This is a genomic window from Paenibacillus sp. fava2, from assembly GCF_058313675.1.
In genome coordinates this window covers 5,516,144-5,541,444 of the sequence record NZ_CM177755.1, presented here as the reverse complement: position 1 = coordinate 5,541,444, position 25,301 = coordinate 5,516,144, and the positions used below count along the sequence as shown (strand labels likewise).

The following is a 25,301-nucleotide window of genomic DNA, read 5'->3' as shown; positions in this document are numbered from 1 at the left end:
CGCTTGAAAACAGCCTATGCCCCAGGGGGAAATGAGGGATCGGACGTTGAATCTGGAAAAACGTGAGACCATTATCAAAGAGATTCAATACTGGAGAAGAAGCAAGCTGCTGCCGGAGCAATACTGTGATTTCCTGACAAACCTTTATAATGATGAAGACAAAATCAAAGACAGCAATCCGGTATCCTTGCAAAATCTGCAGCAGGGAAGCATCAAAATTTGGTTGTTTGGTTTTGGAATAATTTCCTTGATTTTCATGATTAGTCTTTATTTTAGCGTTTTTCCCTGGCCTTTGCAAATTGCAACGGCACTCTGTGTCCTGGTCGTCTGTTACGGTTATTCAGCAATTTACAGGGACCGGAACCAGACAATCAGTCTTCTGCTGGCCGGGGTCGGCAGCGTGCTGACGATGGGCTTTGGCCTGTGGATGATTGCGCTGCATGGTCTTGATCCTGATTTCTGGCAGCCTGTGCTGATTGCCGGCTGCGGGCTGCTCTGGAGTGTGCTCGGATTCACTCTTCGGATCGGGCTGCTCCACTACTGCGGGATTGCCTTCTGGGCACTCCTCTATGCCGGATTCTCCGGGCAGATGCGTCCGGAAGCATCCATGCTGGAGCTGGAGCTGCTCTGGCTTCCGCTCTGTGTACTTATGGTGTGGTTAAGCTGGCTGCTCTATCACAAGGTCAGCGGTGTGTCAGGGGTCTATCTGGGAGTCGGGGTTTCACTGTGGTTAATGCCGGAGGTCGATGCGCTGTGGCTTAGACAAGGCTTTCCTGACTGGGTTTCGCTGTTACTGATTGTGAAGATAGCGGCGGGGCTGGCTCTGCTGTTTATTTTCCGAAAAAAATGGATAACGTGGGTGGGATCATGAACAAAGTAAAATTATCAGACCGGCTGCAGCTTCTGCTGGAACAGGTGCCGGAGGGAAGCAGGCTTGCTGATATCGGCTCCGATCATGCGCTGCTTCCTGTAGCTGCCGTTGAGAGCGGCAAAGCAGTCTCTGCAATTGCCGGTGAAGTAAACCCGGGCCCGTATGAAGCAGCTCGCAAAGGCGTTGCGGAAGCCGGACTGGGCGCCAAAATTGCTGTGCGGCGCGGCGACGGCCTTGAAGTGCTGGAACCGGGCGAAGCGGACTGTATCTCGATCGCCGGCATGGGCGGATCGCTGATCGCCGCTATTCTTGAACGCGGCCGTGTGCTTGGCAAGCTGGAGGGGGTCAAAACCCTGGCGCTGCAGCCGAATGTCGGCGAGGATATCTTACGCCGCTGGCTGTTGAATAACGGCTGGGTGGTCATCACCGAGCATATTCTCGAAGAAGACGGCAAAACGTATGAAGTGCTCACTGCGCTGCCGGAGGGACAAGCCTTCGGGCTGACAAATGAGCAACTCTACCTTGAGCGTATGCTGCCGGGCGGTGTTGTATTAAGTCCGGAGACTCTTCTGCAGATGGGGCCTTGGCTGCTGGAGAAGCCGAATGCGGTATTCTTTGCCAAGTGGCAGGGGGAGATCGCCAAGCTGGAAGGGATACTGTCTTCACTGTCCCGTTCGGAGCTGGAATCGGCAGAAGAGAAGCGGACTGCAATCCGGGCGCAGATCAAGAAAATTTCGGAGGTGCTGGAATGTTTGCCAAAGGACAGACTGTAATCAGCTACATGGAGCAGCTTGCCCCGAAACATCTGGCCGAGGAATGGGACAATGTGGGCTTGCAGCTTGGCAGCCTGCAGAAGGAAATTACCGGCGTACTGGTTGCGCTTGATGTAAACGATGAGGTTGTAGACGAAGCGATTTCCAAAGGCTGCAATCTGATCATCGCGCATCATGCGATTATTTTCCGGCCGATCAAAGGCATTCAGACCGATACTCCGATGGGCAAGCTATATGAGAAGCTGATCAAGAACGATATCGCCGTCTATATCAGCCATACCAACCTTGATGTGGCAGAAGGCGGAATGAATGACTGGATGGCTGAAGCGCTGGGTATTGAAAATGGTGCTCCGATCAAGGACATTCACACGGATCAGCTGTCCAAGCTGGTAGTGTTCGTGCCTAAAGATCACCATCAGAAGGTGCTGGATGCGATCCTGAACGCAGGTGCCGGCTGGATCGGTAATTACAGTCACTGCAGCTTCAACATTGAGGGCTACGGTACATTTGTGCCGCGCGAGGGCTCTGATCCTTATATTGGTGAAGCCGGCAAAATGGAGCGTGCCGAGGAAATCCGGATCGAAACCATCGTTCCGCTGTCTGTCCGCAATAAAGTGGTGCAGGCGATGCTGAAGGCTCATCCTTATGAGGAGGTCGCGTACGACCTCTACTCCATGGACCTCAAGGGCCGCAGCTTCGGCTTGGGCCGGGTAGGCAAGCTTAAAGAGCCGGTGACACTCGGCGAATTCATCGAAACAGTCAAAAAGGGACTGGACGTGGAACATGTCCGTGTCGTCGGAGACTTGAACCGTAAGATCCGCAAGGCTGCTGTGATGGGGGGCTCCGGGGCCAAGTATTATAACAGCGCTATTTTTAAAGGTGCCGATGTGCTTGTAACGGGTGACATTGATTACCATACCGCACAGGATGCATATCTGGCCGGCATTACGCTCATTGACCCGGGCCATAATGCCGAGAAGATTATGAAGGTCAAGGTAGCCGAGTGGATGTCCGGCAAGCTGACCGAGCATAAATACGATACGGCAGTCTATGCTTCGGATATCGGCACAGAGCCGTTCAAATTCCTGTAAAATCCCTTTATTTACACTTGTGCAGACTGGTGCAAGTCTGTATAATATACAATGTTGTTCGGGAAGTTTGACAGACAATCGCCGGCGGCTTGTCCGCGGGAGGAAAGTCCGGGCTCCACAAGGCAGGGTGCTGGATAACGTCCAGTCGGCGCGAGCCGAAGGATAGTGCCACAGAAATGGACCGCCGATGGCCGCTTTCGGGCGGCACAGGCAAGGATGGAACCGAGGTGTAAGAGACCCCGAGGAACGCTGGTGACTTCGTTCCTGGTAAACCCCATCTGGAGCAAGACCTAATGAGACACAGCACTTCCTTTACCGGAAGGGCAGCCTTCGCCTGAGGCGTGTCTAGGTTGGTCGCTGGAGCCGTGCAGTAATGTACGGCCTAGATAGATGATTGTCGCTTATGGTGGGAGGGTAGTTCCCGTATGAACCACGACGAGCACAGAACCCGGCTTACGGCAAACTTTCCTAACTGACAACCAGTTGTAACTGATAAAGCTCGATTATGCAGCTTATATACGACGAGATAGCGGCCCTCCAATGGAGGGCCGCCTTTTTTTGTGTGTTATTGCAGGCATGTTGATTAACTCATTTAGTAAAATTGTTTTTTAGAACGGGTGCGCATCAGGCTAAGTGGGAATTCAGCATCTAATTCTCATCGACGCTCATAATAAAGGGAAATAGATGGAAAAACGCCACTTAATTTCTTCGATTTCCCTCTCAAAGGGCAGTCTGGCTCGAAATAGATGCCTTTTTTCCAACTAAAGACCCCCGCATGATGATAAGAGGTGAATCTAAGTGGCAAAAATCCAACTAGGCGTAGGTGGATAAAATGAAGGGCAAAAATGCCCTTGAATTGCCCCTACGCGGCAAAACGGACGGAATGAAGGGCAAAAATGCCCTTGATTTGCCCCTGCGTGGCAAAATGGACGGAATGAAGGGCAAAAATGCCTTTGATTTGCCCCTGCGCGGCAAAATGGACGGAATGAAGGGCAAAAATGCCCTTGAATTGCCCCTGCGCAGCTAAATGGGCGGAATGAAGGGCAAAAATGCCCTTGAATTGCCCCTGCGCAGCTAAATGGGCGGAATGAAGGGCAAAAATGCCTTTGAATTGTCCCTGCGCGGCAAAACGGACGGAATGAAGGGCAAAAATGCCCTTGAATTGCCCCTGCGTGGCAAAATGGACAGAATGAAGGGCAAAAATGCCCTTGATTTGCCCCTGCGCGGCAAAATGGACGGAATGAAGGGCAAAAATGCCCTTGATTTGCCCTTGCGCGGCAAAATGGACGGAATGAAGGGCAAAAATGCCCTTGAATTGCCCCTGCAGCTCTTCACTCTGGTACGAGCAGCCAAATATAAGCACTGCAGGGAATTGCTTGCCTCCGGTCAGCCTTGCGTACACGGAAGCAGCCCCTCCACGGCCTGCTTAAGCGAGTGTGTCCACTGCCCCAGCCAACGTCCGCCCGTAGCGCTCCAGCGCCGCTTCCAGACGCCGAACAGCGACGGGCAGCAGCTCAGGCGTCGTGTGGGTGAAGTTCAGGCGCATGGCATTTTTCAGCGGCTTGGCTGCGTAGAAGACTTCGCCTGGTACGAAGGCGACGCCCTGTTCAACCGCAAAAGGCAGCAGCTTGGCGGAATCTATGCCTGCAGGCAGCTTCAGCCACAGGAACATTCCGCCGCGCGGCTCCAGGAAGCTGGCGCCCTTCCAGCGTTCTCCGCTGAGCTCTCCGGCCAGCAGCTTCATCCGGGAGTGATATTCCCGCGAGATGAGGCGGATATGGCTATCGATGTCAAAGCTCTGAAGCAATTCATGAAGCGCCCGCTGGTCAATGGCGCTGGAATGAAGATCAGCCGCCTGCTTGGCCTTAGCCATGACGCTGATCAGCCCGGATGGGCCGATAATCCAGCCGGTGCGCAGGGCAGGAGCGACGATTTTGGAAAAGGTTCCGGTGTATACCACACACTGGTCTTCACCGGAGCTTCTGTCGATGGCTGCCATTGAAGGGGGATAGGCGCCGGGGGAATCATCAAATGCGATCTCGCCATAAGGATTATCCTCCAGGATCAGCACATTGTACCGGCGGCATAATTCAACGGTCCGCTCACGGCGTTCCTTGCTCCAGCTTCCCCCGGAAGGATTGTTGAAGGTGGGGACGGTATAGAGCACCTTGGGACGGTGCAGCTTGAGCTGCTCCTCCAGATGCTCCGGCAGCATGCCGAATGCGTCGCTATCCACGGTGATGATATCTGCTCTGTAAGAGTTCAGCACCTGAAGGGCAGCAAGATAGGTCGGTGCTTCAACCAGCACCTTATCCCCCGGGTCTAGCAGTACCTTGCAGAACAGATCGATTGCCTGCTGGGAGCCTGTGGTGAGCAGCATATCACCGGCCTGCACCGGGATACCCTGGCGCGTAAGTCTAGCGGCTACCGCCTCACGCAGCGGAGTATAGCCCTCGGTAAGCCCGTACTGCAGCGAAGAGGCGCTGCCTGAAAGTGCGCGGTTATAAGCATCCCGCACCGCTTCCAGCGGAAAAAGCTCTTCCCCGGGCAGGCCGCCGGCCAGCGAGATAATGTCTTTGCCCTGTGTAACTTTAAGTATATCGCGAACGGCTGATGAGCCAAGATGGTTCGTCATTTCAGCATAATGAATTTTCATAAAAAATCTCCCCGCAGTTGAATTTTGTTGTATCATAACGGCATAGCGGTATAACAGTAAAGCGGTGAATATAACAGTTGGGAGGATGGTCAGATGCACATTGATTTAAACCGCGGGAGCAGCAAGTCTCTGCCCCAGCAGATCAGCGATACGCTGGCTCAGCGCATCACCTCCGGACTGCTGCAGCCGGGGACACGCCTTCCTTCCGTACGCGGTCTGGCCTCCTCGCTGAAGGTCAGCCAGGTCACGGTAAGCAAAGCCTATGAGGAGCTGGAAAGCCACGGCCATATCATCTGCAGTCAGGGAAAAGGCTGCTTCGTCGCCCGGAGGCCGCTCACCCCGGTAGAGGCGGGAAGCGGTTGGCAGGACGGGTATGACGATTTTTTACCGCGGGCCCAGCTTTGGCGCAATTTTGACTATTCTTCCGTACAGTATCCCTTTCATCTTGCAGCGATTCACAGCGAGCTTTTGCCGCTGCAATTTATCGGGGCCACAATGTCTTCGCTGGTAACCGGCCAGCCTGAGCTGATGGCTTCCTACGGTAATTTTCAAGGAGATGCCGAGCTGCGTGAAGTGATGTGTAGGCATCTGCACAGCCGCGGAGTGGAGGTCCAGTCTTCCGGTGTGATGATTACGAGCGGTTCTCAGCAGGGGATTGATCTTGTAGCCCGGACCTTTGTGGGGCCGGGAGATACCGTGTACCTGGAGGCACCCAGCTATACAGGAGCCATTGATGTTTTTGCAGGACGGGGGGCGGAGATGATCTTTGTCCCCATGGACAGCGAAGGAATGAGAATCGATGTGCTTACCAGACTCTGCGACAAGCGTCCACCAAAGCTAATCTATACCAACCCTACCTTCCAGAATCCGAGCGGTGTAACGATGAGCATGACAAGAAGACAGCGGCTGCTGGAACTGGCCAGAAGCTACCGCTGCCTGATTGTGGAGGATGATCCGTTCAGCGATCTCTATTTTCATAAGCCGCCCCCGCCGCCGATCAAATCAATGGACGAGGAAGGCCATGTGGTCTATATGAAAAGCTTCAGCAAAGTTATCGCGCCGGGCTGCCGGATCGCCTGCGTAGCCGCCGGAGACAATATCCTGTCCAGACTGATCGCTGCCAAGTCGGCGAGCGATCTCGGCAGCCCGCTGCTGAACCAGCGGGCAGTCCTGCCGTTTATCACACGCAGGTATGATGCTTATACCAGGCAGCTGCGCACGGCACTGCGGGTGCGTATGGAGACAGCAGTGAAGCTGCTGAAAAGATACGCTCCCCCGGGAGTCACCTGGAATGTTCCGGAAGGCGGGCTGAACCTGTGGCTGCAGCTGCCGGGTGCAGAAGGAATCAGTAAGCTTCATGCACGGGCTGAGCAGGCGGGCATTTCTTTTCTACCGGGCGATGTCTGCTACTCCGGCGAGGTTCCTTCCCGGCATATCCGCCTCTGCTATTCGCAAATGAAAGAAGCCGATATGGAAGAGGGGCTCAGGCTGTTCCTGCAGCTGCTGACAGAGCATCTGCGCACGGACCGTTTAACATGAGCTGTATACACCAGCAATCCTGCGCTGCCTGCCGTCCATTTTCCTGCTAGCCTTTTAATGAGAACCCGATTTCTCGCGCATACTCTTCAGCTGCTGCCCGACATGCTGCGGAAACAGCTGCAGCGGCACATCACTTCCGCCTGCGGCCCGCAGTGTCTTGTAAATATCTACCTGGCCCCAGCCGTAATACTTGTCATGACCGGCTTCGCCCAGATCAACGGCATTTGCCGTCATCAGCTCCATAACCTCTTTGTTGGTCAAATCCGGATTGAGTGAGCGGACCAGCCCGGCAAGCGCAGCAACATGCGGACTGGCCATGGATGTTCCTGAAAGGGCGGCATACTGGTTATCCGGATAGGTGCTGGCAATGCTCTCACCGGGAGCGGCGACATCAATATAATCCCCGTAATTGGAAAAGGAAGCTCTTTCCCCGGCAGAGTTTGTTGCGGCCACAGCCAGAACTTCCTCATAAGCAGCCGGGTAACCGGGCCGTTCCGTGTTGTCATTGCCTGATGCGGAGACGATAACGACATCCCGGTCATAAGCGTATTTAATCGCATCGTGCAAAAACTGCGAGTCCGCATAGTTGCCCAGGCTTAGGTTGATAACCTTTGCCCCGTTGTCGGCAGCCCAGATAATGCCTTCGGCAACGGAATAGGTGGTTCCCGCCCCGGAGTTGTCGAGCGCTTTTACCGGAAGGATCTTGTTGTACCAGCTGATGCCGGCCACACCTTCCTCGTTGTTGGTTATAGCCCCGATAATCCCGGCCACATGCGTTCCATGCCCTACGTCATCATCGGGTGCAGACCCGCTGCTAATGGCGTTATATCCAGCCAGCAGCTGGCCCTGCAGATCAGGATGGGAGGCTTGAACTCCCGTGTCTACAACAGCGACGATCACTTCATTGCTGCCCTTGGATAAATTCCAGCCCTGTTCCGTTTCAATAGCCGGGAGGTTCCACTGGTAGGTGGAGAACAGCAGATCATTTGGTGTAACGGCTCCAGTTCCGGTATTTTCGTAAGAGGTATCATTGGTTAAATACATATAGTGAGGCTCTGTATATTCAGGACTCCACTTGTTCTCGAAGTAGGTTTTGAGCTGGGAGTAATTCAGCTTGTCCGAGCGGAAAATATAGGCATACCCCAGTTTGCGCGGCTGCTTGCAGCGGATATCAGCAGTTATCGTCTGGAGCTGGCCGGGTGTAGGGTGGACGTTTTTGAAGCGGACGACAATTTCATTTTCGTAAAAATGGCTGGCATTCTCGTTGTCATGGCCTGTTTTGACCGTAATATCCTTAAGGGTATCGGCATGAACCGATTCAATCCGGTATTTGCCCTCCTTAGGATAAGGGATCAGGCGCAGGTTCTTGAGCTGATGATCGGCAACGCGCTCCAGAATGTTCTGGCTGATTAAGGCGATCACGCCGATATGACCTTCCTGGTCACGCTGGGCCATAAAGTAATACTTTTTATCTCCGATTATAAAAGAAGGCGATTCATACGACTGGTGGCCTTTAATCGCGGCTTTTGCCGTATTAAGGTACTTCAGCAGCTGCTTGTTCTCCTGGTCTGTCCCTTCGGGAAGCGAGGATTTGAAGGTGTCTGTTTTATGGGTCCGGTAATCGATCCACATCAGCATAGTGATATGCCCGTGTCCCTGCTGCAGGCGCTTGGCATATGTTGATATATCCCGCGGGGCGGCACCGTGCGTTTCGGCGAGCAGGGTACGCAGGTGTCTGCTGACATCAGTCCGGTTCAGGCGGTCGGTCGCGCTGACATCCTGCACAAGAGAGGTCTTTTTAATTGTTTTCTCCTGGTGGGGACCCGGTACGGCGGGAAGAGCTGCCTGCTTCAGCTTCGCTTCTTCGGCAGGGCGAAGCAGAAAAGTAAGCAGGATCACGGTGAACGCAGCGGTCATCAGACCGGCGACGGTTAGATTTTTTCGGGACATATTCTCCGCTCCTTCTAGGTATCGTATAGCTGTAGGTTTAGAAGAGAACGCCGCTTTTATGCATCACAGAAAAGGGTACCGTGTCCCCTGTTTTTGTGATAATATCAAACTGATTAAACAGCTTGTTCAGCCTCTTGATATTGCAACAAAATCATCCGCGATATCAAACTGATTAAACAGCCAGTCCAGGCTGCGTATCAATCGAATGAAGTTTTTGTTATACTGTTTTTAAGAAATAAACCGCTTGCACCGTCTTTTTGAGGCCGGGATGAGATCAAGTATTCCTGGCAATACCTGTCTTTACCAACACTAAGAGCAAGGACTAATAAGGGGGAGCAACCGCCATGTCAGCAGCTAATGTGCAGAAACTATGTGAAACGACGAGAGAAAAACTGAAATCCGTAATCGGAAAAATGGAACTATTCCTGAACACCCATGCGCTGCCTCAGCTGGTAACAGAAGAGGATGAGGAAACAGCAGCATTTTATCAAGGTTTTCTGTCCGATCTCCGCCATCTGCTGGTCTTCTCAGAAATGTCTTACGAGAAGCTCGGGGTTGCGCTGCGCCGTGCCACGTTTGATCAGGATTTCGCGCAAAAAGCGCTTTACAACGTATATCATTACGGAGTGAATAACTTCTTTTATCCAAAAAACGAAAGCTATTCCGAAGACGGACGTTACGCCTATACAGGCCAGGATGCCATCCGTTTCCGCAAAAAGCCGGTCCGTCCGGCACGCGACATTATTATGGAAATTACCAAGGTGTACGAAGAGCTGCGGGATGATCTCAGCTACTACGAAAACGATTATCTGACTGAAAAACGGATGCAGAATCAGGTTTAGCCTGTACTGGACCGCCAGCTCCATAGCTACAATTGCTCAAGGGATCGTGCTTGCCATGGCATATGGCAGGTACGGTCTCTTTTTGCTGTATCACATCGGTCATCCGTAGCGTAACCTGAACGGCGCATGGTTGTTTTGATGCTTTACATTGCCTGCCCCGCCAGCAGGTGGCATTCCCTATCCGCATACACACGCAGGAGCAGGGACATAATGATACCGAGGTGATGATAATCATGTCAAACGCCAAACCGCTTGTAAGATGCAGTGTCAGCAATTGCCATTATTGGGGTTCACAAAATGTATGCCGGGCTGAAGAAATCGTTATTGAAATCGACAAGCATGCGGGCAGCGCCTTCAAGGAAGAATTCGCCGAAGAGATGACTAGCCTCGGCAATCATCATGATCATGCGGGCACTTCATCCGCAACCTGTTGTCTGACCTTTAAGCCGGGCGAGTAGGGGGATGACCAATGGAGTCTAATGATGAGGGAACAAAGATTGACCCGTCACGGCGCAGAAAAGTAATCCTGCGTCCTCGAAGCCGTGTGGATTATCCAAGACGCGACCCGGCACACCGTGAGGAATATGCTGCCGAGGTGAGTCCGCCGCTGGTGCGTCAACCGGGATCCAGCGACAGTAACGGTTCAGAGGTCCGGCAGACGGCCGGCGAGCATAATGACAGCAGGACAATGGGCTATATTGCTCTGGGGTTCGGAGTCGTTTCGTTATTTATCTGGTCCATTATTACCGGAACCGTAGCGGTTGTTCTTGGTTACAATGCCTATTCCCGCGGGCAGAAAACAGCGGGGGCCTGGGCGATGGGACTGGGGATCGTGTCCACATTAAGTTATTTTGTAATGATACCCTTTGCCAGGTAATGCCGGGAATAAGAAAAGCAGAACGAAACAGGCTTTTAGACCTATCTATGAGGGTCGGAAGTCTGTTTTTTCTTGTCGATATATAGCATTTATGATGAATGAATTGTAAAATAAAGGCGTATCTCAAATTTTAATTAGAGCTTCTTCCTACCAGGATATTTATATAAAGATTAAACCAGAGAGAAGGATGTCCAAAATGAGTATCGATCCAGCATCAGCAAGCGGACTTGGGCAGCTGAAGTGGGTGAACCTGCGTTCAAGCAGCGGACTGCCGGCAGCAGCAGGCGCCGCTGAAGCTCAGAGCTCGTCCAGAGCTGAGTTCGCCGCTGTCCTGCAGCAGCTCTCTGCACAGCCTGCGGACGGGAGCAGTCATTCGGGAGCGGCTACACTTGCAAAAGACAGTACAGCGCTGAGCAGCCTGATCTGGCAGCAGCTTGGTGCAGCAAATGTGGCTTACGGCAGTATATCCGGAGGAACCGTGGAGAGTGTACCGGCAGATTACGAAGAGCTGATTCAGACGGCAAGTGCAAAATACGGCGTACCGGTTGAACTGATCAAGGCAGTGATCGATACGGAATCCTCGTTTAATCCGAATGTGGTTTCGTCGGCGGGAGCCAAAGGGCTGATGCAGCTGATGGATGGAACAGCGAACGGGCTTGGCGTATCGGATCCGTTCGATCCGGCCCAGAATATCGACGGCGGTGTACGCTACTTATCCTATCAGCTGAAGCGTTATGACGGGGAAGAGAAGATGGCACTCGCTGCATATAATGCCGGGCCCGGACGGGTGAACAAGCTGGGCGTCAGCAATGACGAAGAGCTGATGCAGAACCTGAGCCTTCTTCCCAAAGAAACACAGGCCTATATTACCAAAATAGAACGCGCCCGCGCCGAATACGCGCTATAATAACAAGATCAAACGGTGTACCCGCATCTTTGCAGCGGGATATGACCGTTTGGTCTTTTTTTTCGGTCCGGACTTTATATGGCCTATACAATAAGGTATTCTATAAGTCTTGATAGAATCATTGTGTAATCCTGATTAGTCAACAAGATAAAGGAGAACTTAAATATATGCTGTATTGGGATTATGCCGCAGCAACCCCGCCGTATGAGGAAGTAGTTCAGACGATGGGTCAGATTATGAGGCTGCATTATGCCAACCCTTCCTCGCTGCACCGTGCAGGGAGAGAAGCGGAACGGCTGCTTGTACGCTCCAGAGAAGTATGTGCCGCCGCGCTTGGTGCAGCACCTCATGAAATCCTGTTCACATCAGGAGCCACGGAGAGCAATAACCTGGCGGTTAAAGGCGCAGCCCTGCAATATCAGGGCAGGGGACGCCATATTGTTACCACGCAGATCGAGCACCCTTCAGTATATGAGAGCTGCCAGCAGCTGCAGTCCCTGGGCTGGGAGGTGACGTTTGTGGCACCTGACTCCACGGGAGTGGTAGATCCGGCCGGAATTGCTGCAGCAGTCCGGCGGGATACGGTGCTGGTCAGCGTCATGCATGTCAACAATGAGACTGGCGCGGTGCAGCCGCTTAAAGAAATCGGACAGATCGTCAAGGCAGCCAATCACCGTACGCTGTTTCATGTGGACGGTGTACAGGGCTTCGGAAAGCTGGTCACGGAACTGAAGGAGTGGCAGGCAGATCTATACAGCCTGTCTGCCCATAAACTCCGCGGTCCGCGCGGTGTAGGTATTCTTTATGTGCGGGAGGGGGTTGCGCTGTTCCCGCTGCTTACCGGCGGGTCGCAGGAGCAGGGGGGCAGGGCAGGCACGGAGAACGTAGCTGCGATCGTCGCTTCTGCCAAAGCGGTCCGTATGGGTGCAGAAAACAGGGAAGCCTATTATAAGCAGATTACACCGCTGCGGGACCGGCTGCTGGCGTTTTTGTCAGGTGTTCCCGAGTTTACAGTGAACAGCAGCAGGGACGGAGCGCCGCATATTGTGCATTTTTCCTATCCGGCCGTAAACGGAGAGGTGATGGCCCGCAAGCTGGAGGAGCTGGGGATGACGGTTTCTACCCGCTCCGCCTGTTCCTCCAGGCTGGCTGAACCCAGCCGGATTCTGCTGGCCATGGGCAGGGATGCTGCAGCAGCGCTTGGCGGTGTGCGCATCAGTCTGGGGGATGCTCATACGCAGGCTGATATTGCGGCCTTGGAGCAGGCGCTGCTATCTGCTGTACAAGCTTTGAAGATTGTGGAGAGAGGCAGGAAATGATTAATGAGAGAGAATAGAACTGAAGCCGCGGCAGGCCGCGGAAGCAGCATTGAATATGCCGATATGCTGCTGCTGCGCTTCGGGGAGTTTACGTTGAAGGGCAAGAACCGCAACCGGTTCGAGAAGACCGTGCTGCGCCATGTCAAGGAAATGGTAAAGCCTTATCCGAAAGCGGTGCTTAGCAAGGAATTCGGGCGGATTTATGTGACGCTGAACGGCGAGCCTGCAAGTGAGCTGGCGGAGGCGCTGAAGAATGTATTCGGCATTGCTTCAATCAGTCCGGTCAAGGTTTCACGCTCGGAATTTGACGATATTCTGGCAGCCAGCCGGAGATTCCTGGAGATCATCGCCCCGCCGCAGGGGACAACCTTCAAGGTTAACGCGCGCCGGGTGTGGAAAGACTTCCCGCATGGCTCGATTGAGATGAATAAGCTGATTTCCACCCCGCTGCTGCAGGGCTACCCGGGGCTGCTGGTCGATGTAAAGTCGCCTGAGCTTGAGCTGAAGCTGGAAATCCGCGAGGGGTCAACGTATATTTTTTGCGACCAGATTGAAGGTGTAGGCGGATTTCCTCTGGGTACGAACGGGAAGGCAATGCTGCTTCTGTCCGGCGGCATCGACAGCCCGGTAGCAGCCTGGTCCTCCATGCGCCGGGGGCTTGAGGTGGAGTGTGTCCATTTCTACAGCTACCCTTATACAAGCGAGCTTGCCCGCCAAAAGGTTGTTGATCTGGCGCGTGTGCTGTCGCGTTATGCAGGGGGAATCAAGCTGCATCTGGTTCCGTTTACGGAGGTGCAGACCTCTTTTACCGGAATCGGGCAGGATAACCTGATCATTACGCTGATGCGCCGGGCGATGCTGAGAATCACCACCCGGCTGGCTGAGCGGGAAGGTGCGCTTGCTGTCGTTACGGGAGACAGTCTGGGGCAGGTGGCCAGCCAGACCTTGTCCAGCATGAACGTCATAGGCCGCGCCACTGCTCTTCCGCTGCTCCGCCCGCTGGTGATGATGGATAAGAGTGAGATTGTGGAGCTTTCCCAGAGAATCGGAACGTACGACCTGTCGATTCTGCCTTATGAGGATTGCTGCACCCTGTTTGTTCCGAAATCGCCCACAACCAACCCGAACCTGCGGATCATTGAAAAGATTGAAGCGACTCTGCCCGGATATTCTGCACGGCTGGATGAGGCGGTCGCAGGTACGGAGACGATTACCATTACACCTTACGGTGAAGAGAAGCCGCAAGATCTGGTGCCAGTCCAGTCCGGGCTGCAGGAGGAATGGTTCTAGGTCAGCCGATGCCTGATCCTTATAAATAATTGGACAGGAAGCATAGCTTGCCCGCTGTGGACATACATGTAATACATGTAGCCCGGGGAGGTAAGAAACCTATGGATTCGATAGTTCTGCTTGGTGAAATACTGATGATCAACCTAGTGCTGAGCGGGGACAACGCGATGGTAATCGCGATGGCCAGCAAAAACCTGCCGGAGAAGCACCGGAAACTGGCGGTCTGGTGGGGGGCGGCTGGTGCAGTGGCCCTGCGGTGCGTGCTGACCTTTGCCGCAGTGCTGCTGCTCCAGATCCCGTATATTCAAGCCGGCGGAGGAATTTTGCTGCTGTGGATTGCGTTCAAGCTGCTGCTGGAGGACGAGGACGAGGTTACAGTCCGTGATGAGGGCTCGAGCTTGTGGAGATCCATCCGCACCATTCTGCTGGCCGACTTCGTTATGAGCCTTGACAATGTTCTGGCCATTGCCGGAGTAGCCAAAGGGGATCTCGCCCTGATTGTTATAGGCATTATGCTCAGTATTCCGATTGTCGTGTGGGGAAGCGGTATTATTGTAGGCTGGTTGCACCGTTATCCAATTCTTGTCTACATCGGCGCGTTCATACTTGCCCATACGGCAGGGGATATGCTGCTGCAGGATGCCAAGTTCGGGCTCGTGATCTCGTTCTTCCTGCCTTCCCATCACACCTTCCTGCCGATAGCTCTGGGCATCATTGTTATCCTGACAGGCGTGTTCAGGAAACGGCTGGTATCAGCCAGTTAAGAAGCGGTAATAATGAGGGCTGTGCCGGAAGCTGTAAAAGCTCCGGTGCAGCCTTTTTGCAGCTCTGCAGGAAGGTGCAGATTTCAATGAGAAATAACTGCTGAATGATGGCGTTTTATGGCAGTTTCAGCTAAAATATAAAAGAAATCCAGCGAAAAGAAGTGAACGATGAAGGGATAGGTGAATAATGTCATCAAATAAAGACATGAAACTGGGGATATTCATTGCCGCCGCCGGCCTTATCATTTTATTGGGGAAGCTGGGGGTATTCGGATTTCTCGGACGGGCTTTGTGGCCGCTCGTAATTCTGATTCCAGGCCTGTTCCTGCATGTGCTTTTTTTCAGCAAGAGGGCTTCGGCAGTTGTGCTGGTTCCGGCAGGCATACTGACGGTTTACGGCCTGCTGTTCGGCTTCTGTAATACCTGGGGCTGGGGTTATATGCGCCATCTGTGGCCGGTGCTGCTGCTTGGTGTTGCTGTCGGCCTGTATGAATATGCCTTTTATTCTCCGGCAAGGACGGGAGGTCTCACAGCTTTTGCTGTCATTCTCGGGGTAGTGAGCGTTGTTCTGCTGGTGTTCAGCATGATCGGTACGGGTGCGCTATATCTGCTTGGTATTGTGCTGGTAGCTGCGGGAATCTGGCTGATGTCTGGCCGAAAAAAACGGGGAAGCCGTAAAAAGTGGAACGGCGGCTGGTAAAGAGGCTATACGAACTAGAAAATTTACACGGAGCTGGAAATCGTTTTTTCATAAAAAGACTTGCTTTTCATGGTGCTTTCACTATAGAATTAAGAAATGTTGGAGCGTCGGCTTTCTGCCAGGCGCTTCTTTTGTGAGATTGCCGTGACATGCTAAGAATTTAAACATTTTTAATTTGATAAATGAGAGGATTTGGATACAAATCATGCATTCAAGAACAGAAATCCGCAATATCGCGATTATTGCCCACGTTGACCATGGTAAAACAACACTTGTCGATCAGCTGCTGCAGCAATCCGGTATTTTCAGCGCCCACGAAACCCTTCAGGAACGTGCAATGGACTCCAATGATCTGGAGCGGGAACGCGGAATCACTATCCTTGCCAAAAATACAGCAATTACCTATAAAGAATTCCTGATCAACATCGTAGATACTCCGGGCCATGCTGACTTCGGCGGCGAAGTGGAACGGATCATGAAGATGGTTGACGGCGTACTGCTCGTTGTCGATGCTTATGAAGGCTGCATGCCGCAGACGAAGTTCGTTCTGCGCAAAGCGCTGGAGCAGAACCTGACTCCTATCGTTGTTGTGAACAAGATTGACCGTCCGGCTGCCCGTCCGAAGGAAGTTATCGATGAAGTGCTTGATCTGTTTATTGAGCTTGAAGCTAATGACGATCAGCTGGAATTCCCGGTTGTCTATGCTTCCGCGCTTAACGGCACATCGAGCCTTGATCCTGAGAAGCAGGACGACAACATGCAGGCACTGTATGACACCATTACTGAGTACATCCCTTCTCCAACTGAAAAAGTTGACGAGCCGCTGCAGTTCCTGGTAACGCTGATGGACTACAACGAATATCTGGGCCGTATTGCTGTCGGACGCGTTAACCGCGGCGTAATCAAGCAAGGCCAATCCGTAACGGTAATTATGCGTGACGGTAAGAGCAAAACCGCCCGTATTGAGAAGCTGTTTGGCTTCCAGGGTCTGAAGCGTGTTGAAACCGAAGAAGCCGGTGCAGGCGACATCGTTGCAATTGCCGGAATCAAGGACATCAACATTGGCGAAACAATTGCCGATCCGGCTAACCCTGAAGCGCTGCCGGTTCTGAAGATCGATGAGCCTACTATGCAAATGACGTTCCTCGTGAACAACAGCCCGTTTGCTGGTAAAGAAGGGAAATGGGTAACTTCCCGTAAACTTCGTGAGCGTCTGTTCAAAGAGCTTGAAACAGATGTCAGCCTGCGTGTAGACGAAACAGACAGCCCTGACGCCTTTATCGTATCCGGCCGCGGTGAGCTTCACCTGGGTATCCTGATCGAAAATATGCGCCGTGAAGGCTATGAGCTGCAGGTTTCCAAGCCTGAGGTTATCGTGAAGGAAATTGACGGAGCCAAGATGGAGCCGCTTGAGCGTCTGCTGATCGATATTCCTGAAGAAAGCATGGGTTCTGTTATGGAGAGCCTGGGAACACGCAAAGCTGAAATGGTTAACATGATCAATAACGGTACTGGCCAGGTACGTCTGGAATTCCTGATTCCGGCACGCGGCCTGATCGGTTACAATACACACTTCCTGACACTGACACGCGGCTATGGCGTAATGAACCACGCGTTTGATAGCTATGCTCCGCTGATCGGCGGCCAGGTTGGCGGACGCCACCAGGGCGTATTGGTATCCAGCGAAACCGGAACCACTACATTTTACGGCATGATGGGTGTTGAAGACCGCGGTATCCTGTTCCTGGAGCCGGGTACTGATATTTACGAAGGTATGATCGTCGGTGAACACACTCGTGACAACGACATTATCGTTAACATCTGTAAGGAAAAAGCACTGACTAACGTGCGTTCCGCCACAAAGGATGAAACGGTAAAAATGAAAACTCCGCGTATGTTCTCACTGGAAGGTGCCCTTGAGTACCTGAATGATGATGAATATTGCGAAATCACGCCTAAATCCGTACGTCTGCGCAAGAAGATCCTGAACAAGGGCGAACGCGAACGTGCAGAGAAGCAGCGTAAGCAGGCTCAAGCCAGCCAGGCTTAAGCTGACAGCCATAAGCCGCCGGATGTGAAATCCGGCGGTTTTTTTGTGTCCTGCGGTGCTTTGCTTAAATTTAAAGATTAATGACGGCAGGAATGATATAATGGATGCGACATCTATTTCCGGGAGGAGTGACGGGCTGTGCAGAGCTGGTTCGCTGATCATCCGATAGTCGCTTATATCGTCATTTTTGTTCTGCTGACATATGTGTATAACCGTGTCTTCCGTGTCAATCAGAAGCTGTCAATCGGCAAGGAGATTGTACTGTATCTGATGATGGCGCTCGGCTCCGGTATGCTGCTAATCTTTCAGCATGACAAGCTGCCGATTATCCAATGCCTGCTGGTTGCAGTAGGGCTTATGCTGCTGGTGCGGGTCCGCTATCTGGTGGAAGCCCGGCAGAGACGGAAGGCTGCAGCGGCGGACAAACACCGGTAAACGCAACTTTTGCTTCCGGTTTTCGTCTAAGCTTGTAGCTTGAACCAAAATCCATGTGAACTGAAAAGGACTTTATTCCATTATGAGTAATAGCAAGGGAAGCCTGCCACCAAGATCAAACGGACCACAGGGAGGCAGAGGACAACAGAACCGTACTGCCCCGCAGACCAAAACGAAGAAGAAAAAAGTTAAAAAGCGCAGCTTTTTTGCCAGGCTGACCAGAATGCTGCTGATGCTGGTGCTGATCGCCGTGCTTGCCGGACTGGGATATGCCGGTTATCTGTACTATAAATTCGAGAAGGGCGGCTTTGGTACCGATCAGGCAGTGGACAGCGGACAGCTTGCTTCTGCGAAGCCGCTGACCATGCTGCTGCTGGGAACCGATAACCGTCCTAAGCATCCCTCCAATCTGACAGATGTCATTATGGTGGCTGCGCTGAACCCGGATACGAAATCGGCAACGGTCGTTTCACTGCCCCGTGATACGTATGTGGAGCTTAGCGGTTATAAGAAGAATAAGATCAATGCCTATTACGCAAGATTCAAAGGCAAAGAAGACACCTCCGGCCTTTCCGCCGAGGATGAGATGAAGACGATGATGGGCAAATACCTTGGTATTGACATTGATTATGTTACGGTACTTGATTTTCAGGGCTTCCGTGACATTGTCGATGAGCTGGGCGGGGTAGATGTGAATATCAGCGCCGATATGTGCTATACGGACAGTGTGGACGGAACCGATATTAATCTAAAAAAAGGTCCGGCACAGCTGAACGGGGATGATGCACTTGATTATGTGCGGTACCGCAAGTCCAACTGCAGCCCGAAAACGGAGGGCTCGGATGACTTTGACCGCAACAAACGCCAGAATGAGGTGCTGAATGCGCTGGTCGGGCAGATGCAGTCACTGGGCGGTGTGCTCAAAATCGGGAATGTAATGGATGCTGTCGGCAAGAATCTGGAAACCGATATTGAGAATGAGCAGATTAAAAGCATGATTGCTACCTACTGGAAGATTTCCAAAGAGAATATTGCTTTTGTGCCGGTAACAGGAACTTGGCGCAGCCCGTATGTGTATATTAACGATACAGAGCTGGAGAATGCCAAACAAAGCCTTCAGGCAACACTTGCCGGTTCAGCAGCTGCCTCTGAAACTCCTTGAGCTGCTTCATGAAAGCATCTCTAAATTGAATGCAAGTTTACGCGTGTGCTATAATATAATAAATTGAATGCACATTTGCCGCATAGGGGGCCTGTACTTATGTCCGAAGCCGTTGCTCAGCTCAATGAATCCCTGCTATCGATGCTGCAATCGGAAACCTTTGTTCTTCTTAATACGGTGGATGCGGAATCCGGAGGCCCAACGTCTACAGCCATTTCCTGGGTCTATGCCGTGAGTCCTTCTGTCGTACGTCTTGCGGTTGACCACCGGTCGAGGCTGGTGAACAATATGAAGGTTAATCCGCTGGTGACCATTACGGTTTTCGGCGAGGGAACCGTTCATGCCATTAACGGGCGCGCTGCAGTTAAGCTGGATCCGCTCCCCGATGTGCCTTTTAAGATGTGCTGTTTTGATATTGAAATTGAAGCGGTCCGCAATGCGCTTTTCTATGGCGCACAGCTTGAGTCCGCCCCTAAATATGCGAAGGTATACGATGTACGTGCGGCTGAGAAGCTGGACGGACAAGTGTTTGCCGCCATGCAAAAAGCCCAGTGATACTGTCACTAGGCTTTTTTTGTCTACCCGGTATACCAATATAAGGGAGTGATCAGCGGCAGAGCTTTTATTGATTATTGCCTTGAGGCTTTGTATCTTCAGGCAGCTGAGGGATGATCCGGCCGATAATATCTGCCATTTCGGAGGCAAATCCGGAAACCGGGTTACCTTGCGACATATGGCGGCTCATATCATCCAGCCGGCCTGAGAGATCCATATCGGCCGTGACCAGTGCTTTTACCCCGCGGGGGTCCTTACGGATTGCTTCGGCTACCGAATATTTAATGCTTCCGACCCGCGAGCGCTCAAGCGACCCGTCTACATCAATGCCGACTACGGCCAGGTTGTTCATGACGACACAGTGGGCTCCGTTTACACCGGGTACTCTTTTGGCCAGCTGCTCAAAATGATCCTTCAGTGCAACATCACTGTTGTCCTGAACGTCATAAGGTTGTCCGGTTCCGGACCCCCTGTTGTTATCGATGGCGGCAGTGTTGTCATCAGACAGCTGCTGCACTCCATGCTCCCCCTGGCTGCTTAACACTTCAGGCGATTGTTTACTCTGAGGAGAGGGTGATGACTCTTTATTGGCGATACCGCAGCTTGTCAGCAGCAGCAGTACCAGCAACAGACACATTGATTTTCTCATATGAAATACTCCTTTCAGTCAAAAATCAGTACTTTACCTTATGTTGCCCTTGCTGAAAAGAGTTATGTATGATCAATCAAACCAGGCGCTGTGGAGGGGATATCATGAAAAAGATATTTGTACTAGACACTAACGTGCTCTTGCACGACCCCAATTCGATCTTTGCGTTTAAGGAGAATGAAGTAGTCATTCCGGCTGTAGTCCTGGAAGAAATCGACTCCAAGAAGCGCAACGCCGACGAAATCGGCCGCAACGCCCGCACCGTGTCACGCTTGTTAGACGGACTCCGTGAGCTGGGCCACCTGCATAGCGGGGTGGAGCTGGAGCATGGAGGCACGCTGAAGGTGGAACTGAACCACCGCAGCTTCGTAAAGGTACAGGAAATGTTCGGGGAAGTCTCCAACGACAACCGGATATTGGCTGTAGCGCTTAATTATCTCCTTGAGGAGAACGAAAAAGCTGAACCGCGCCCTGTGGTACTCGTAAGTAAAGACGTGCTCGTCCGCATCAAAGCGGATGTGCTTGGCATAACGCCGGAGGACTATCTGTCCGACCGTACCGGCGACCTGAACGAGCTGTATACTGGCTATCAGTCACTGCTGGTTCATCCGTCGCTGATTGATGAATATTACAGCAACCGTTCCTTGTCCGTGAAGCAGCTGAACCTCTCTTTCAAGCTGTATCCGCATGAGTTTGTTATTCTGAAGGATGAAATCGGCAGCGGTAAGTCGGCCCTGCTCAAAGTGAACAGTGATGCGTCCCGCCTTGAGCCGCTTTACCTCGGCAATGACGCAGTCTGGGGCATCAGCGCCCGCAACGCCCAGCAGCGGATGGCGCTTGAGCTGCTGCTGAATGAGGATATCCCGCTTGTTACCATCACCGGCAAGGCGGGTACAGGCAAGACACTGCTGGCCCTGGCAGCGGGACTGTTCAAGGTGGAGGATGAGCACCGCTACAAAAAGCTGCTGATTGCCCGGCCCGTAGTTCCGATGGGTAAGGATATCGGCTATCTCCCCGGCGAAAAGGATGAAAAGCTCCGTCCATGGATGCAGCCGATCTACGATAACCTGGAGTTCCTGTTCGATACCAAAAAAGCCGGCGATATTGATAAAATATTGATGGGCCTGGGCAGCATCCAGGTCGAAGCGCTCACCTATATCCGCGGACGTTCCATTCCGTCGCAGTTCATCATTATCGATGAAGCGCAGAATCTGTCCCGCCATGAGGTGAAGACGATTGTCTCCCGTGCCGGGGAGGGAAGCAAGGTCATCCTCATGGGCGACCCCGAGCAGATTGACCATCCTTACCTGGATGCGGCAAGCAACGGTCTCAGCTATATTGTTGAGAAATTCAAGCAGGAGGGCATCAGCGGCCATATCACTCTGGAAAAAGGCGAGCGTTCGCGCCTGGCCCAGCTGGCAGCGGATCTGCTGTAAATACATGCAGCCCCCGGACAAAGTCCGGGACTGCATACAAAGCCGGGAGATTTTCCTCCCGGCTTTTTGCCTGCCCGCCCCACAGCGGAGCGGAGATTATTTTTCTGTTCCCCGAGAGTAGTGTAGCGGAGTGAGCGGAATTGTTCTGGAGAAGCGATAGCGTTCGCCTTTGTCCCCGGATTGCTACCATAAATTCTATTCGAATACAATCCGGGGACAACAGCGATCGGAAGAACAATCCGCACGCGGAGCGGCCTAGCTCTCAATACAGATTTTAATCCCCGCGCCGCTACATATATAATAGAAAGAGAACGTTTTCAAAGCCCCAAAGACATAGGCGCCGACATCTGGTAAAATAGGGAAGGAATCAATAGACGGGAGGGACAGAACCATGCTGAAACGCAAAAACTATTGGCTGCTGTTCGCGGTACTGCTGCTGGCGCTGACAAGCTTGTCGCCGAGCATGGAGCTGGATACCACGGAAGGGACGGATCCGCCAAGACAGCCGCAGAGCCAGTCTGAACAGCCGGATTCAAGAGCTAAGGACAGTGTAACCAGCCTGAATATCCGTGTGTCCATGAGCGGTGCGGAACTGAAGGAGCTGCAGCGGATCAGCAGTAACTATACATTGTCGACCGGAATCCAGGTGCTGATCAGCAATGCAGACAATGAAGAAAATGCCGAGAAGCTCAAACAGGAGCTGACGACCGGGGAGAGCCCGGATATTATTATGACCGATGGCCGGAATATCCGCGACCTGGCGACACGGGGATATCTGCTGCCGGTGGATGTCTACCAGAGTGTGCCGGGCAGTGCACCGCTGACGGTGCTGATTCCGCAGATGCAATGGAACGGCTATGATTGGGGGATTCCGCTCGACGTAGATCCTTATGTACTGGTCTATTCCCCGCAGCACTTAGCTGAACTGGGCTTTGCTGAAGCACCGGCAAGTCTGGAGGAATGGAGCCTGCTGCTGAACCAGCTTCGTGAACAGCAGCAGAAAGAGCCCGGCAAAGAGCAGTACCTGCTTGCCATGGACAGCCGTAATCCATATGGCTTCTCTGCATTGCTGGAAAGTATGGGACATAGCATGACCGGGGATTATTCTTCTGTTCTGGAGTGGGTACAGGTTGCCCGCAGCTATTTTTATCTGAGCAGCCGCTTTAATCCGGAGATGTGGGACATGCTCCAGAGCGGCAGACTTGCACTCGCTGCGCTTCCGCTATCCGAATGGAGACTGCACGGGAATGCTTCACTGTCCGCCAAAGCTCCGGGAGGTACAGAAGGAAATGCAGGTTATGAAGCGATGCATAGCAGATTTTTTGCGCTTCCTGCGGGCTCAGCCCACCCGGAAACTGCAGTCAACTGGCTGGCCTACATCACTTCTCCTACAGCACAGATGGAATGGCTGGAGAATACACGGCGACTGCCGGCGCTGGAGGAGCTGTACCGTTCAGGTCTGCCGGAGATTGCGGGTCTTCCGTTTGACGGAAATCTGCTGTTAACGGAAGAGGAGATCACTGAGCAGGCGGCGGGTGGCAGCTGGGATGCCGTTTCCGCGGCCGTTACCCTGCTGCTGACCGGCAAGCTTGATGCAGCAGGGTACAAGTCCTCTATCGGCCTGGAGTCAGAATGAAATGCCCAGCTTCACATAGAGCACGCCATCTTTACTCTCTACCTCAGTCGCATGCAGGAATGAGACGATTTTACCCGGATAGAAGCCAAGGTCGAATTCATCCTCCAGATCCTGGCGCGTCGATTCCGGGAGCTCCAGTCCGTTGAATACGACGTTATCAATATGGAACATCAGACCATTTACAGGTTCTTCCTGGATCGAGTAGTGCCCGGTTAAGGTCAATGTCAAACCGCCGCTTGAGCCTGTGGCAATAACACTGCCGTCGTTAAACCGGAAGCCGAAATCTTTAAACAGCTTATTCTGTGACACCAGAAATTCATTTAAATCCGCTTCCTTCAGCATAAGGTTATAAGTCATACCTTTGCGGGTCAGAACACCCTCGCGGCCCTGGATAAACTGGGGCAGCCGGTTCATGGCTGAGGACAGCGCCTTGAAGTAGATCTTTACCTCATGCAGTCCGATGTTCTCCCAATATTTCGTGAACTCATTCAAAAGGGCACTCATGCTTTCAGGATCACTGCTGGCCCGAATGCCGCCCTCAATCTCCTCGTTCAACGCCGCTACCCGCTTTTTTTGCTCCTGTAGTGCACTTTTTAGCTCCGCAAGCTCTCTTGAACTGCGTTCAGCAGCCATCAGCGTCGCCTTCAGAGCTTTATAATCCTCTTCATACTCCCTTAGAATATCATGGTCCCGCCTGATAATAATTTCATAATAATCATATAGGGCGAGCACCCGGCTGATGCTTCTGGCAGAAAGAACGGCAGCGAGCAGCCCGTCCCTTTCACCCGTATAATATGAACGGATAATGGCACCTGCACGCTCCTGCCGGTCAGCGATAGCCGTTTGTTTGACAGCAGCCTGAGTCTTCAGCTCTTCTGCTTTTCGCTCAAGATCAGCTTGCTGGGCAGTAATGCGGGCAATTTCTTTTTCAATTTCAGCAGAAGACAGCGTCTGCTCCAGCAGTCTGCGCGTCTCTTCATTATCCGGGAAGGAAGGCGGCGGGGAGACGGCCGCAGGGCCGCCTGCAGATAAATAGGCTGTTGACGCTGGCGGAAGTATAGTAAGCAGTAGAAGAATGATGAGAATGACAAACCTTCGGATTGATTTGTTGCGGATGAGCACTACACCACCACCTTTTGCAGAATAGACTGGTATGTACTAATACTATGTTTTGTCCTGTTAAAATATCATACCCTGTTTCCTTATAAGAGCACACACAAAATAACCCCACAAAGTGGAGCCTTGACGATAGAAGCCGAATCCGTTACTTTGCAGGTCATTCAAAAAAAGGAGGCTGTTCCTTGAATCAAGGAGCACCTCCGTTTTGATCTGATTATTAATGTTACAGCGGCAGCCCCATCTGAAAGACTGTCCAGTAGCTGAATCCCGTGAACGTTACGATCATATAGCCCCAGAAGAGCAGGATATACGTTTTTTCGGTAAATTTCATATAGCCCAGCACCACAAAAAAAGCGGTCTGCAAAAAGAAGAGTAAAGCCATTTCAGTCAAACCGCCAGCGAAGGCCATAAGCCCGATGACGAGTGTGAAGAATCCCAATACGCGGAACATACGGTCCAAGAGAGTATCCCCCTTCTTAGAAATGATTCCCGAAAAGCACTTCTTTGGATCTATTATACCTGTTCGTCAAAAAACTGTAAACGAATTCATTGAAAAAATTATGCAATTATATAATAAATATGATTTTTGATGTTGACATATTCTTTAGCGGGAAAATGTAACGCTTCGCGTATGATGTGGAGACAAAATGGAAATACAATTTAGTATCAAATAGATTCTA

At 52.3% G+C, this 25,301-nt stretch carries 24 protein-coding genes and 1 other RNA gene; 19 read left to right on the top strand and 6 right to left on the bottom strand.

The window, feature by feature from the left end; translation table 11 throughout:
• Positions 1–46 precede the first annotated feature (46 nt).
• The 4 genes from AC4G46_RS24430 (at position 47) to rnpB (ending at position 3,206) form a co-directional block, all read left to right on the top strand.
• Positions 47–871, top strand: coding sequence for a hypothetical protein (locus tag AC4G46_RS24430; RefSeq protein ID WP_491124993.1), 825 nt, complete (start codon positions 47–49; stop codon positions 869–871).
• The gene (locus tag AC4G46_RS24425; protein ID WP_491124992.1) at positions 868–1,644 is read left to right on the top strand and encodes a tRNA (adenine(22)-N(1))-methyltransferase; all 777 of its coding nucleotides are present in this window, start codon (positions 868–870) and stop codon (positions 1,642–1,644) included. The genes AC4G46_RS24430 and AC4G46_RS24425 overlap by 4 nt, the downstream gene beginning before the upstream one ends.
• Complete coding sequence (locus AC4G46_RS24420) at positions 1,620–2,735, top strand: Nif3-like dinuclear metal center hexameric protein (protein WP_491124991.1); 1,116 nt, start codon at positions 1,620–1,622, stop codon at positions 2,733–2,735. Before AC4G46_RS24425 ends, AC4G46_RS24420 begins: the two co-directional genes overlap by 25 nt.
• Positions 2,736–2,797: 62 nt before the next feature.
• An RNA gene (gene rnpB, locus AC4G46_RS24415) (RNase P RNA component class A) lies at positions 2,798–3,206 on the top strand.
• 391 nt (positions 3,207–3,597) lie between these two features.
• On the opposite strand, the gene AC4G46_RS24410 is transcribed toward rnpB, so the two are convergent.
• Both AC4G46_RS24410 and AC4G46_RS24405 read right to left on the bottom strand, forming a co-directional pair.
• Positions 3,598–4,137 (bottom strand): hypothetical protein, encoded by a 540-nt coding sequence (locus tag AC4G46_RS24410; protein WP_491124990.1) that lies wholly within the window; start codon positions 4,135–4,137, stop codon positions 3,598–3,600.
• A 24-nt stretch (positions 4,138–4,161) separates the two neighbouring features.
• A complete protein-coding gene (locus AC4G46_RS24405) occupies positions 4,162–5,391 on the bottom strand; it encodes an aminotransferase-like domain-containing protein (protein WP_491124989.1) in 1,230 nt (409 codons plus the stop codon).
• A gap of 93 nt (positions 5,392–5,484) precedes the next feature.
• Between AC4G46_RS24405 and pdxR the strand changes: the two genes are divergently transcribed.
• Positions 5,485–6,930 (top strand): MocR-like pyridoxine biosynthesis transcription factor PdxR, encoded by a 1,446-nt coding sequence (gene pdxR / locus AC4G46_RS24400; RefSeq protein WP_491124988.1) that lies wholly within the window; start codon positions 5,485–5,487, stop codon positions 6,928–6,930.
• A 54-nt stretch (positions 6,931–6,984) separates the two neighbouring features.
• Here pdxR and AC4G46_RS24395 read toward each other — a convergent pair whose 3' ends face one another.
• On the bottom strand, positions 6,985–8,880 hold the full coding sequence (locus AC4G46_RS24395; protein ID WP_491124987.1) for a S8 family peptidase: 1,896 nt from the start codon (positions 8,878–8,880) through the stop codon (positions 6,985–6,987).
• A 344-nt stretch (positions 8,881–9,224) separates the two neighbouring features.
• Between AC4G46_RS24395 and AC4G46_RS24390 the strand changes: the two genes are divergently transcribed.
• The 12 genes from AC4G46_RS24390 to AC4G46_RS24335 all read left to right on the top strand — a co-directional run bounded on the left by AC4G46_RS24390 (position 9,225) and on the right by AC4G46_RS24335 (position 19,781).
• Positions 9,225–9,722 carry a YpuI family protein gene (locus tag AC4G46_RS24390; protein ID WP_068726411.1) on the top strand — a complete coding sequence of 166 codons (498 nt, stop codon included), beginning with the start codon at positions 9,225–9,227 and terminating at the stop codon, positions 9,720–9,722.
• A 233-nt stretch (positions 9,723–9,955) separates the two neighbouring features.
• Positions 9,956–10,180 (top strand): DUF1540 domain-containing protein, encoded by a 225-nt coding sequence (locus AC4G46_RS24385; protein ID WP_491124986.1) that lies wholly within the window; start codon positions 9,956–9,958, stop codon positions 10,178–10,180.
• 11 nt (positions 10,181–10,191) lie between these two features.
• On the top strand, positions 10,192–10,599 hold the full coding sequence (locus tag AC4G46_RS24380; RefSeq protein ID WP_491124985.1) for a hypothetical protein: 408 nt from the start codon (positions 10,192–10,194) through the stop codon (positions 10,597–10,599).
• 196 nt (positions 10,600–10,795) lie between these two features.
• Positions 10,796–11,506, top strand: coding sequence for a lytic transglycosylase domain-containing protein (locus AC4G46_RS24375; protein WP_491124984.1), 711 nt, complete (start codon positions 10,796–10,798; stop codon positions 11,504–11,506).
• 167 nt (positions 11,507–11,673) lie between these two features.
• Complete coding sequence (locus AC4G46_RS24370) at positions 11,674–12,825, top strand: cysteine desulfurase family protein (protein ID WP_491124983.1); 1,152 nt, start codon at positions 11,674–11,676, stop codon at positions 12,823–12,825.
• 3 nt (positions 12,826–12,828) lie between these two features.
• On the top strand, positions 12,829–14,115 hold the full coding sequence (gene thiI, locus AC4G46_RS24365) for a tRNA uracil 4-sulfurtransferase ThiI (protein WP_491124982.1): 1,287 nt from the start codon (positions 12,829–12,831) through the stop codon (positions 14,113–14,115).
• 101 nt (positions 14,116–14,216) lie between these two features.
• On the top strand, positions 14,217–14,879 hold the full coding sequence (locus AC4G46_RS24360; RefSeq protein ID WP_491124981.1) for a TerC family protein: 663 nt from the start codon (positions 14,217–14,219) through the stop codon (positions 14,877–14,879).
• 187 nt (positions 14,880–15,066) lie between these two features.
• Positions 15,067–15,579, top strand: a complete 513-nt coding sequence (locus AC4G46_RS24355) for a hypothetical protein (protein WP_491124980.1) — start codon at positions 15,067–15,069, stop codon at positions 15,577–15,579.
• A gap of 205 nt (positions 15,580–15,784) precedes the next feature.
• Complete coding sequence (gene typA / locus AC4G46_RS24350; RefSeq protein ID WP_491124979.1) at positions 15,785–17,629, top strand: translational GTPase TypA; 1,845 nt, start codon at positions 15,785–15,787, stop codon at positions 17,627–17,629.
• 138 nt (positions 17,630–17,767) lie between these two features.
• Positions 17,768–18,064 (top strand): YlaH-like family protein, encoded by a 297-nt coding sequence (locus AC4G46_RS24345; protein ID WP_068726396.1) that lies wholly within the window; start codon positions 17,768–17,770, stop codon positions 18,062–18,064.
• 82 nt (positions 18,065–18,146) lie between these two features.
• A complete protein-coding gene (locus AC4G46_RS24340) occupies positions 18,147–19,226 on the top strand; it encodes an LCP family protein (RefSeq protein ID WP_491124978.1) in 1,080 nt (359 codons plus the stop codon).
• Positions 19,227–19,325: 99 nt separating this feature from the next.
• Positions 19,326–19,781, top strand: coding sequence for a PNPOx family protein (locus AC4G46_RS24335; protein WP_491124977.1), 456 nt, complete (start codon positions 19,326–19,328; stop codon positions 19,779–19,781).
• 67 nt (positions 19,782–19,848) lie between these two features.
• Here the strand turns inward: AC4G46_RS24335 and AC4G46_RS24330 are convergent, their stop codons facing one another.
• A complete protein-coding gene (locus AC4G46_RS24330; protein ID WP_491124976.1) occupies positions 19,849–20,430 on the bottom strand; it encodes a YhcN/YlaJ family sporulation lipoprotein in 582 nt (193 codons plus the stop codon).
• 104 nt (positions 20,431–20,534) lie between these two features.
• On the opposite strand from AC4G46_RS24330, the gene AC4G46_RS24325 reads away from it, so the two are divergent.
• Together AC4G46_RS24325 and AC4G46_RS24320 are read left to right on the top strand one after the other, a co-directional pair.
• Positions 20,535–21,866, top strand: a complete 1,332-nt coding sequence (locus tag AC4G46_RS24325) for a PhoH family protein (protein WP_068726393.1) — start codon at positions 20,535–20,537, stop codon at positions 21,864–21,866.
• Between the two features lie 391 nt (positions 21,867–22,257).
• Positions 22,258–23,502 carry an ABC transporter substrate-binding protein gene (locus AC4G46_RS24320; protein WP_491124975.1) on the top strand — a complete coding sequence of 415 codons (1,245 nt, stop codon included), beginning with the start codon at positions 22,258–22,260 and terminating at the stop codon, positions 23,500–23,502.
• Here AC4G46_RS24320 and AC4G46_RS24315 read toward each other — a convergent pair.
• Both AC4G46_RS24315 and AC4G46_RS24310 read right to left on the bottom strand, forming a co-directional pair.
• Positions 23,494–24,624 (bottom strand): coiled-coil domain-containing protein, encoded by a 1,131-nt coding sequence (locus tag AC4G46_RS24315; protein ID WP_491124974.1) that lies wholly within the window; start codon positions 24,622–24,624, stop codon positions 23,494–23,496. The two genes, AC4G46_RS24320 and AC4G46_RS24315, sit on opposite strands and share 9 nt — an antisense overlap.
• 220 nt (positions 24,625–24,844) lie before the next feature.
• Positions 24,845–25,081, bottom strand: a complete 237-nt coding sequence (locus tag AC4G46_RS24310) for a DUF2626 domain-containing protein (protein ID WP_068726388.1) — start codon at positions 25,079–25,081, stop codon at positions 24,845–24,847.
• Between the last annotated feature and the right edge of the window lie 220 nt (positions 25,082–25,301).

Excerpts from the sequence above, each read along its gene's own strand:
- AC4G46_RS24425 (WP_491124992.1), top strand. The coding sequence starts at position 868 with ATGAACAAAGTAAAATTATCAGACCGGCTGCAGCTTCTGCTGGAACAG.
- AC4G46_RS24420 (WP_491124991.1), top strand. The coding sequence starts at position 1,620 with ATGTTTGCCAAAGGACAGACTGTAATCAGCTACATGGAGCAGCTTGCC.
- AC4G46_RS24405 (WP_491124989.1), bottom strand. The coding sequence starts at position 5,391 with ATGAAAATTCATTATGCTGAAATGACGAACCATCTTGGCTCATCAGCC.
- pdxR (WP_491124988.1), top strand. The coding sequence starts at position 5,485 with ATGCACATTGATTTAAACCGCGGGAGCAGCAAGTCTCTGCCCCAGCAG.
- AC4G46_RS24395 (WP_491124987.1), bottom strand. The coding sequence starts at position 8,880 with ATGTCCCGAAAAAATCTAACCGTCGCCGGTCTGATGACCGCTGCGTTC.
- AC4G46_RS24390 (WP_068726411.1), top strand. The coding sequence starts at position 9,225 with ATGTCAGCAGCTAATGTGCAGAAACTATGTGAAACGACGAGAGAAAAA.
- AC4G46_RS24385 (WP_491124986.1), top strand. The coding sequence starts at position 9,956 with ATGTCAAACGCCAAACCGCTTGTAAGATGCAGTGTCAGCAATTGCCAT.
- AC4G46_RS24380 (WP_491124985.1), top strand. The coding sequence starts at position 10,192 with ATGGAGTCTAATGATGAGGGAACAAAGATTGACCCGTCACGGCGCAGA.
- AC4G46_RS24375 (WP_491124984.1), top strand. The coding sequence starts at position 10,796 with ATGAGTATCGATCCAGCATCAGCAAGCGGACTTGGGCAGCTGAAGTGG.
- AC4G46_RS24370 (WP_491124983.1), top strand. The coding sequence starts at position 11,674 with ATGCTGTATTGGGATTATGCCGCAGCAACCCCGCCGTATGAGGAAGTA.
- thiI (WP_491124982.1), top strand. The coding sequence starts at position 12,829 with ATGAGAGAGAATAGAACTGAAGCCGCGGCAGGCCGCGGAAGCAGCATT.
- AC4G46_RS24360 (WP_491124981.1), top strand. The coding sequence starts at position 14,217 with ATGGATTCGATAGTTCTGCTTGGTGAAATACTGATGATCAACCTAGTG.
- AC4G46_RS24355 (WP_491124980.1), top strand. The coding sequence starts at position 15,067 with ATGTCATCAAATAAAGACATGAAACTGGGGATATTCATTGCCGCCGCC.
- typA (WP_491124979.1), top strand. The coding sequence starts at position 15,785 with ATGCATTCAAGAACAGAAATCCGCAATATCGCGATTATTGCCCACGTT.
- AC4G46_RS24340 (WP_491124978.1), top strand. The coding sequence starts at position 18,147 with ATGAGTAATAGCAAGGGAAGCCTGCCACCAAGATCAAACGGACCACAG.
- AC4G46_RS24335 (WP_491124977.1), top strand. The coding sequence starts at position 19,326 with ATGTCCGAAGCCGTTGCTCAGCTCAATGAATCCCTGCTATCGATGCTG.
- AC4G46_RS24330 (WP_491124976.1), bottom strand. The coding sequence starts at position 20,430 with ATGAGAAAATCAATGTGTCTGTTGCTGGTACTGCTGCTGCTGACAAGC.
- AC4G46_RS24325 (WP_068726393.1), top strand. The coding sequence starts at position 20,535 with ATGAAAAAGATATTTGTACTAGACACTAACGTGCTCTTGCACGACCCC.
- AC4G46_RS24320 (WP_491124975.1), top strand. The coding sequence starts at position 22,258 with ATGCTGAAACGCAAAAACTATTGGCTGCTGTTCGCGGTACTGCTGCTG.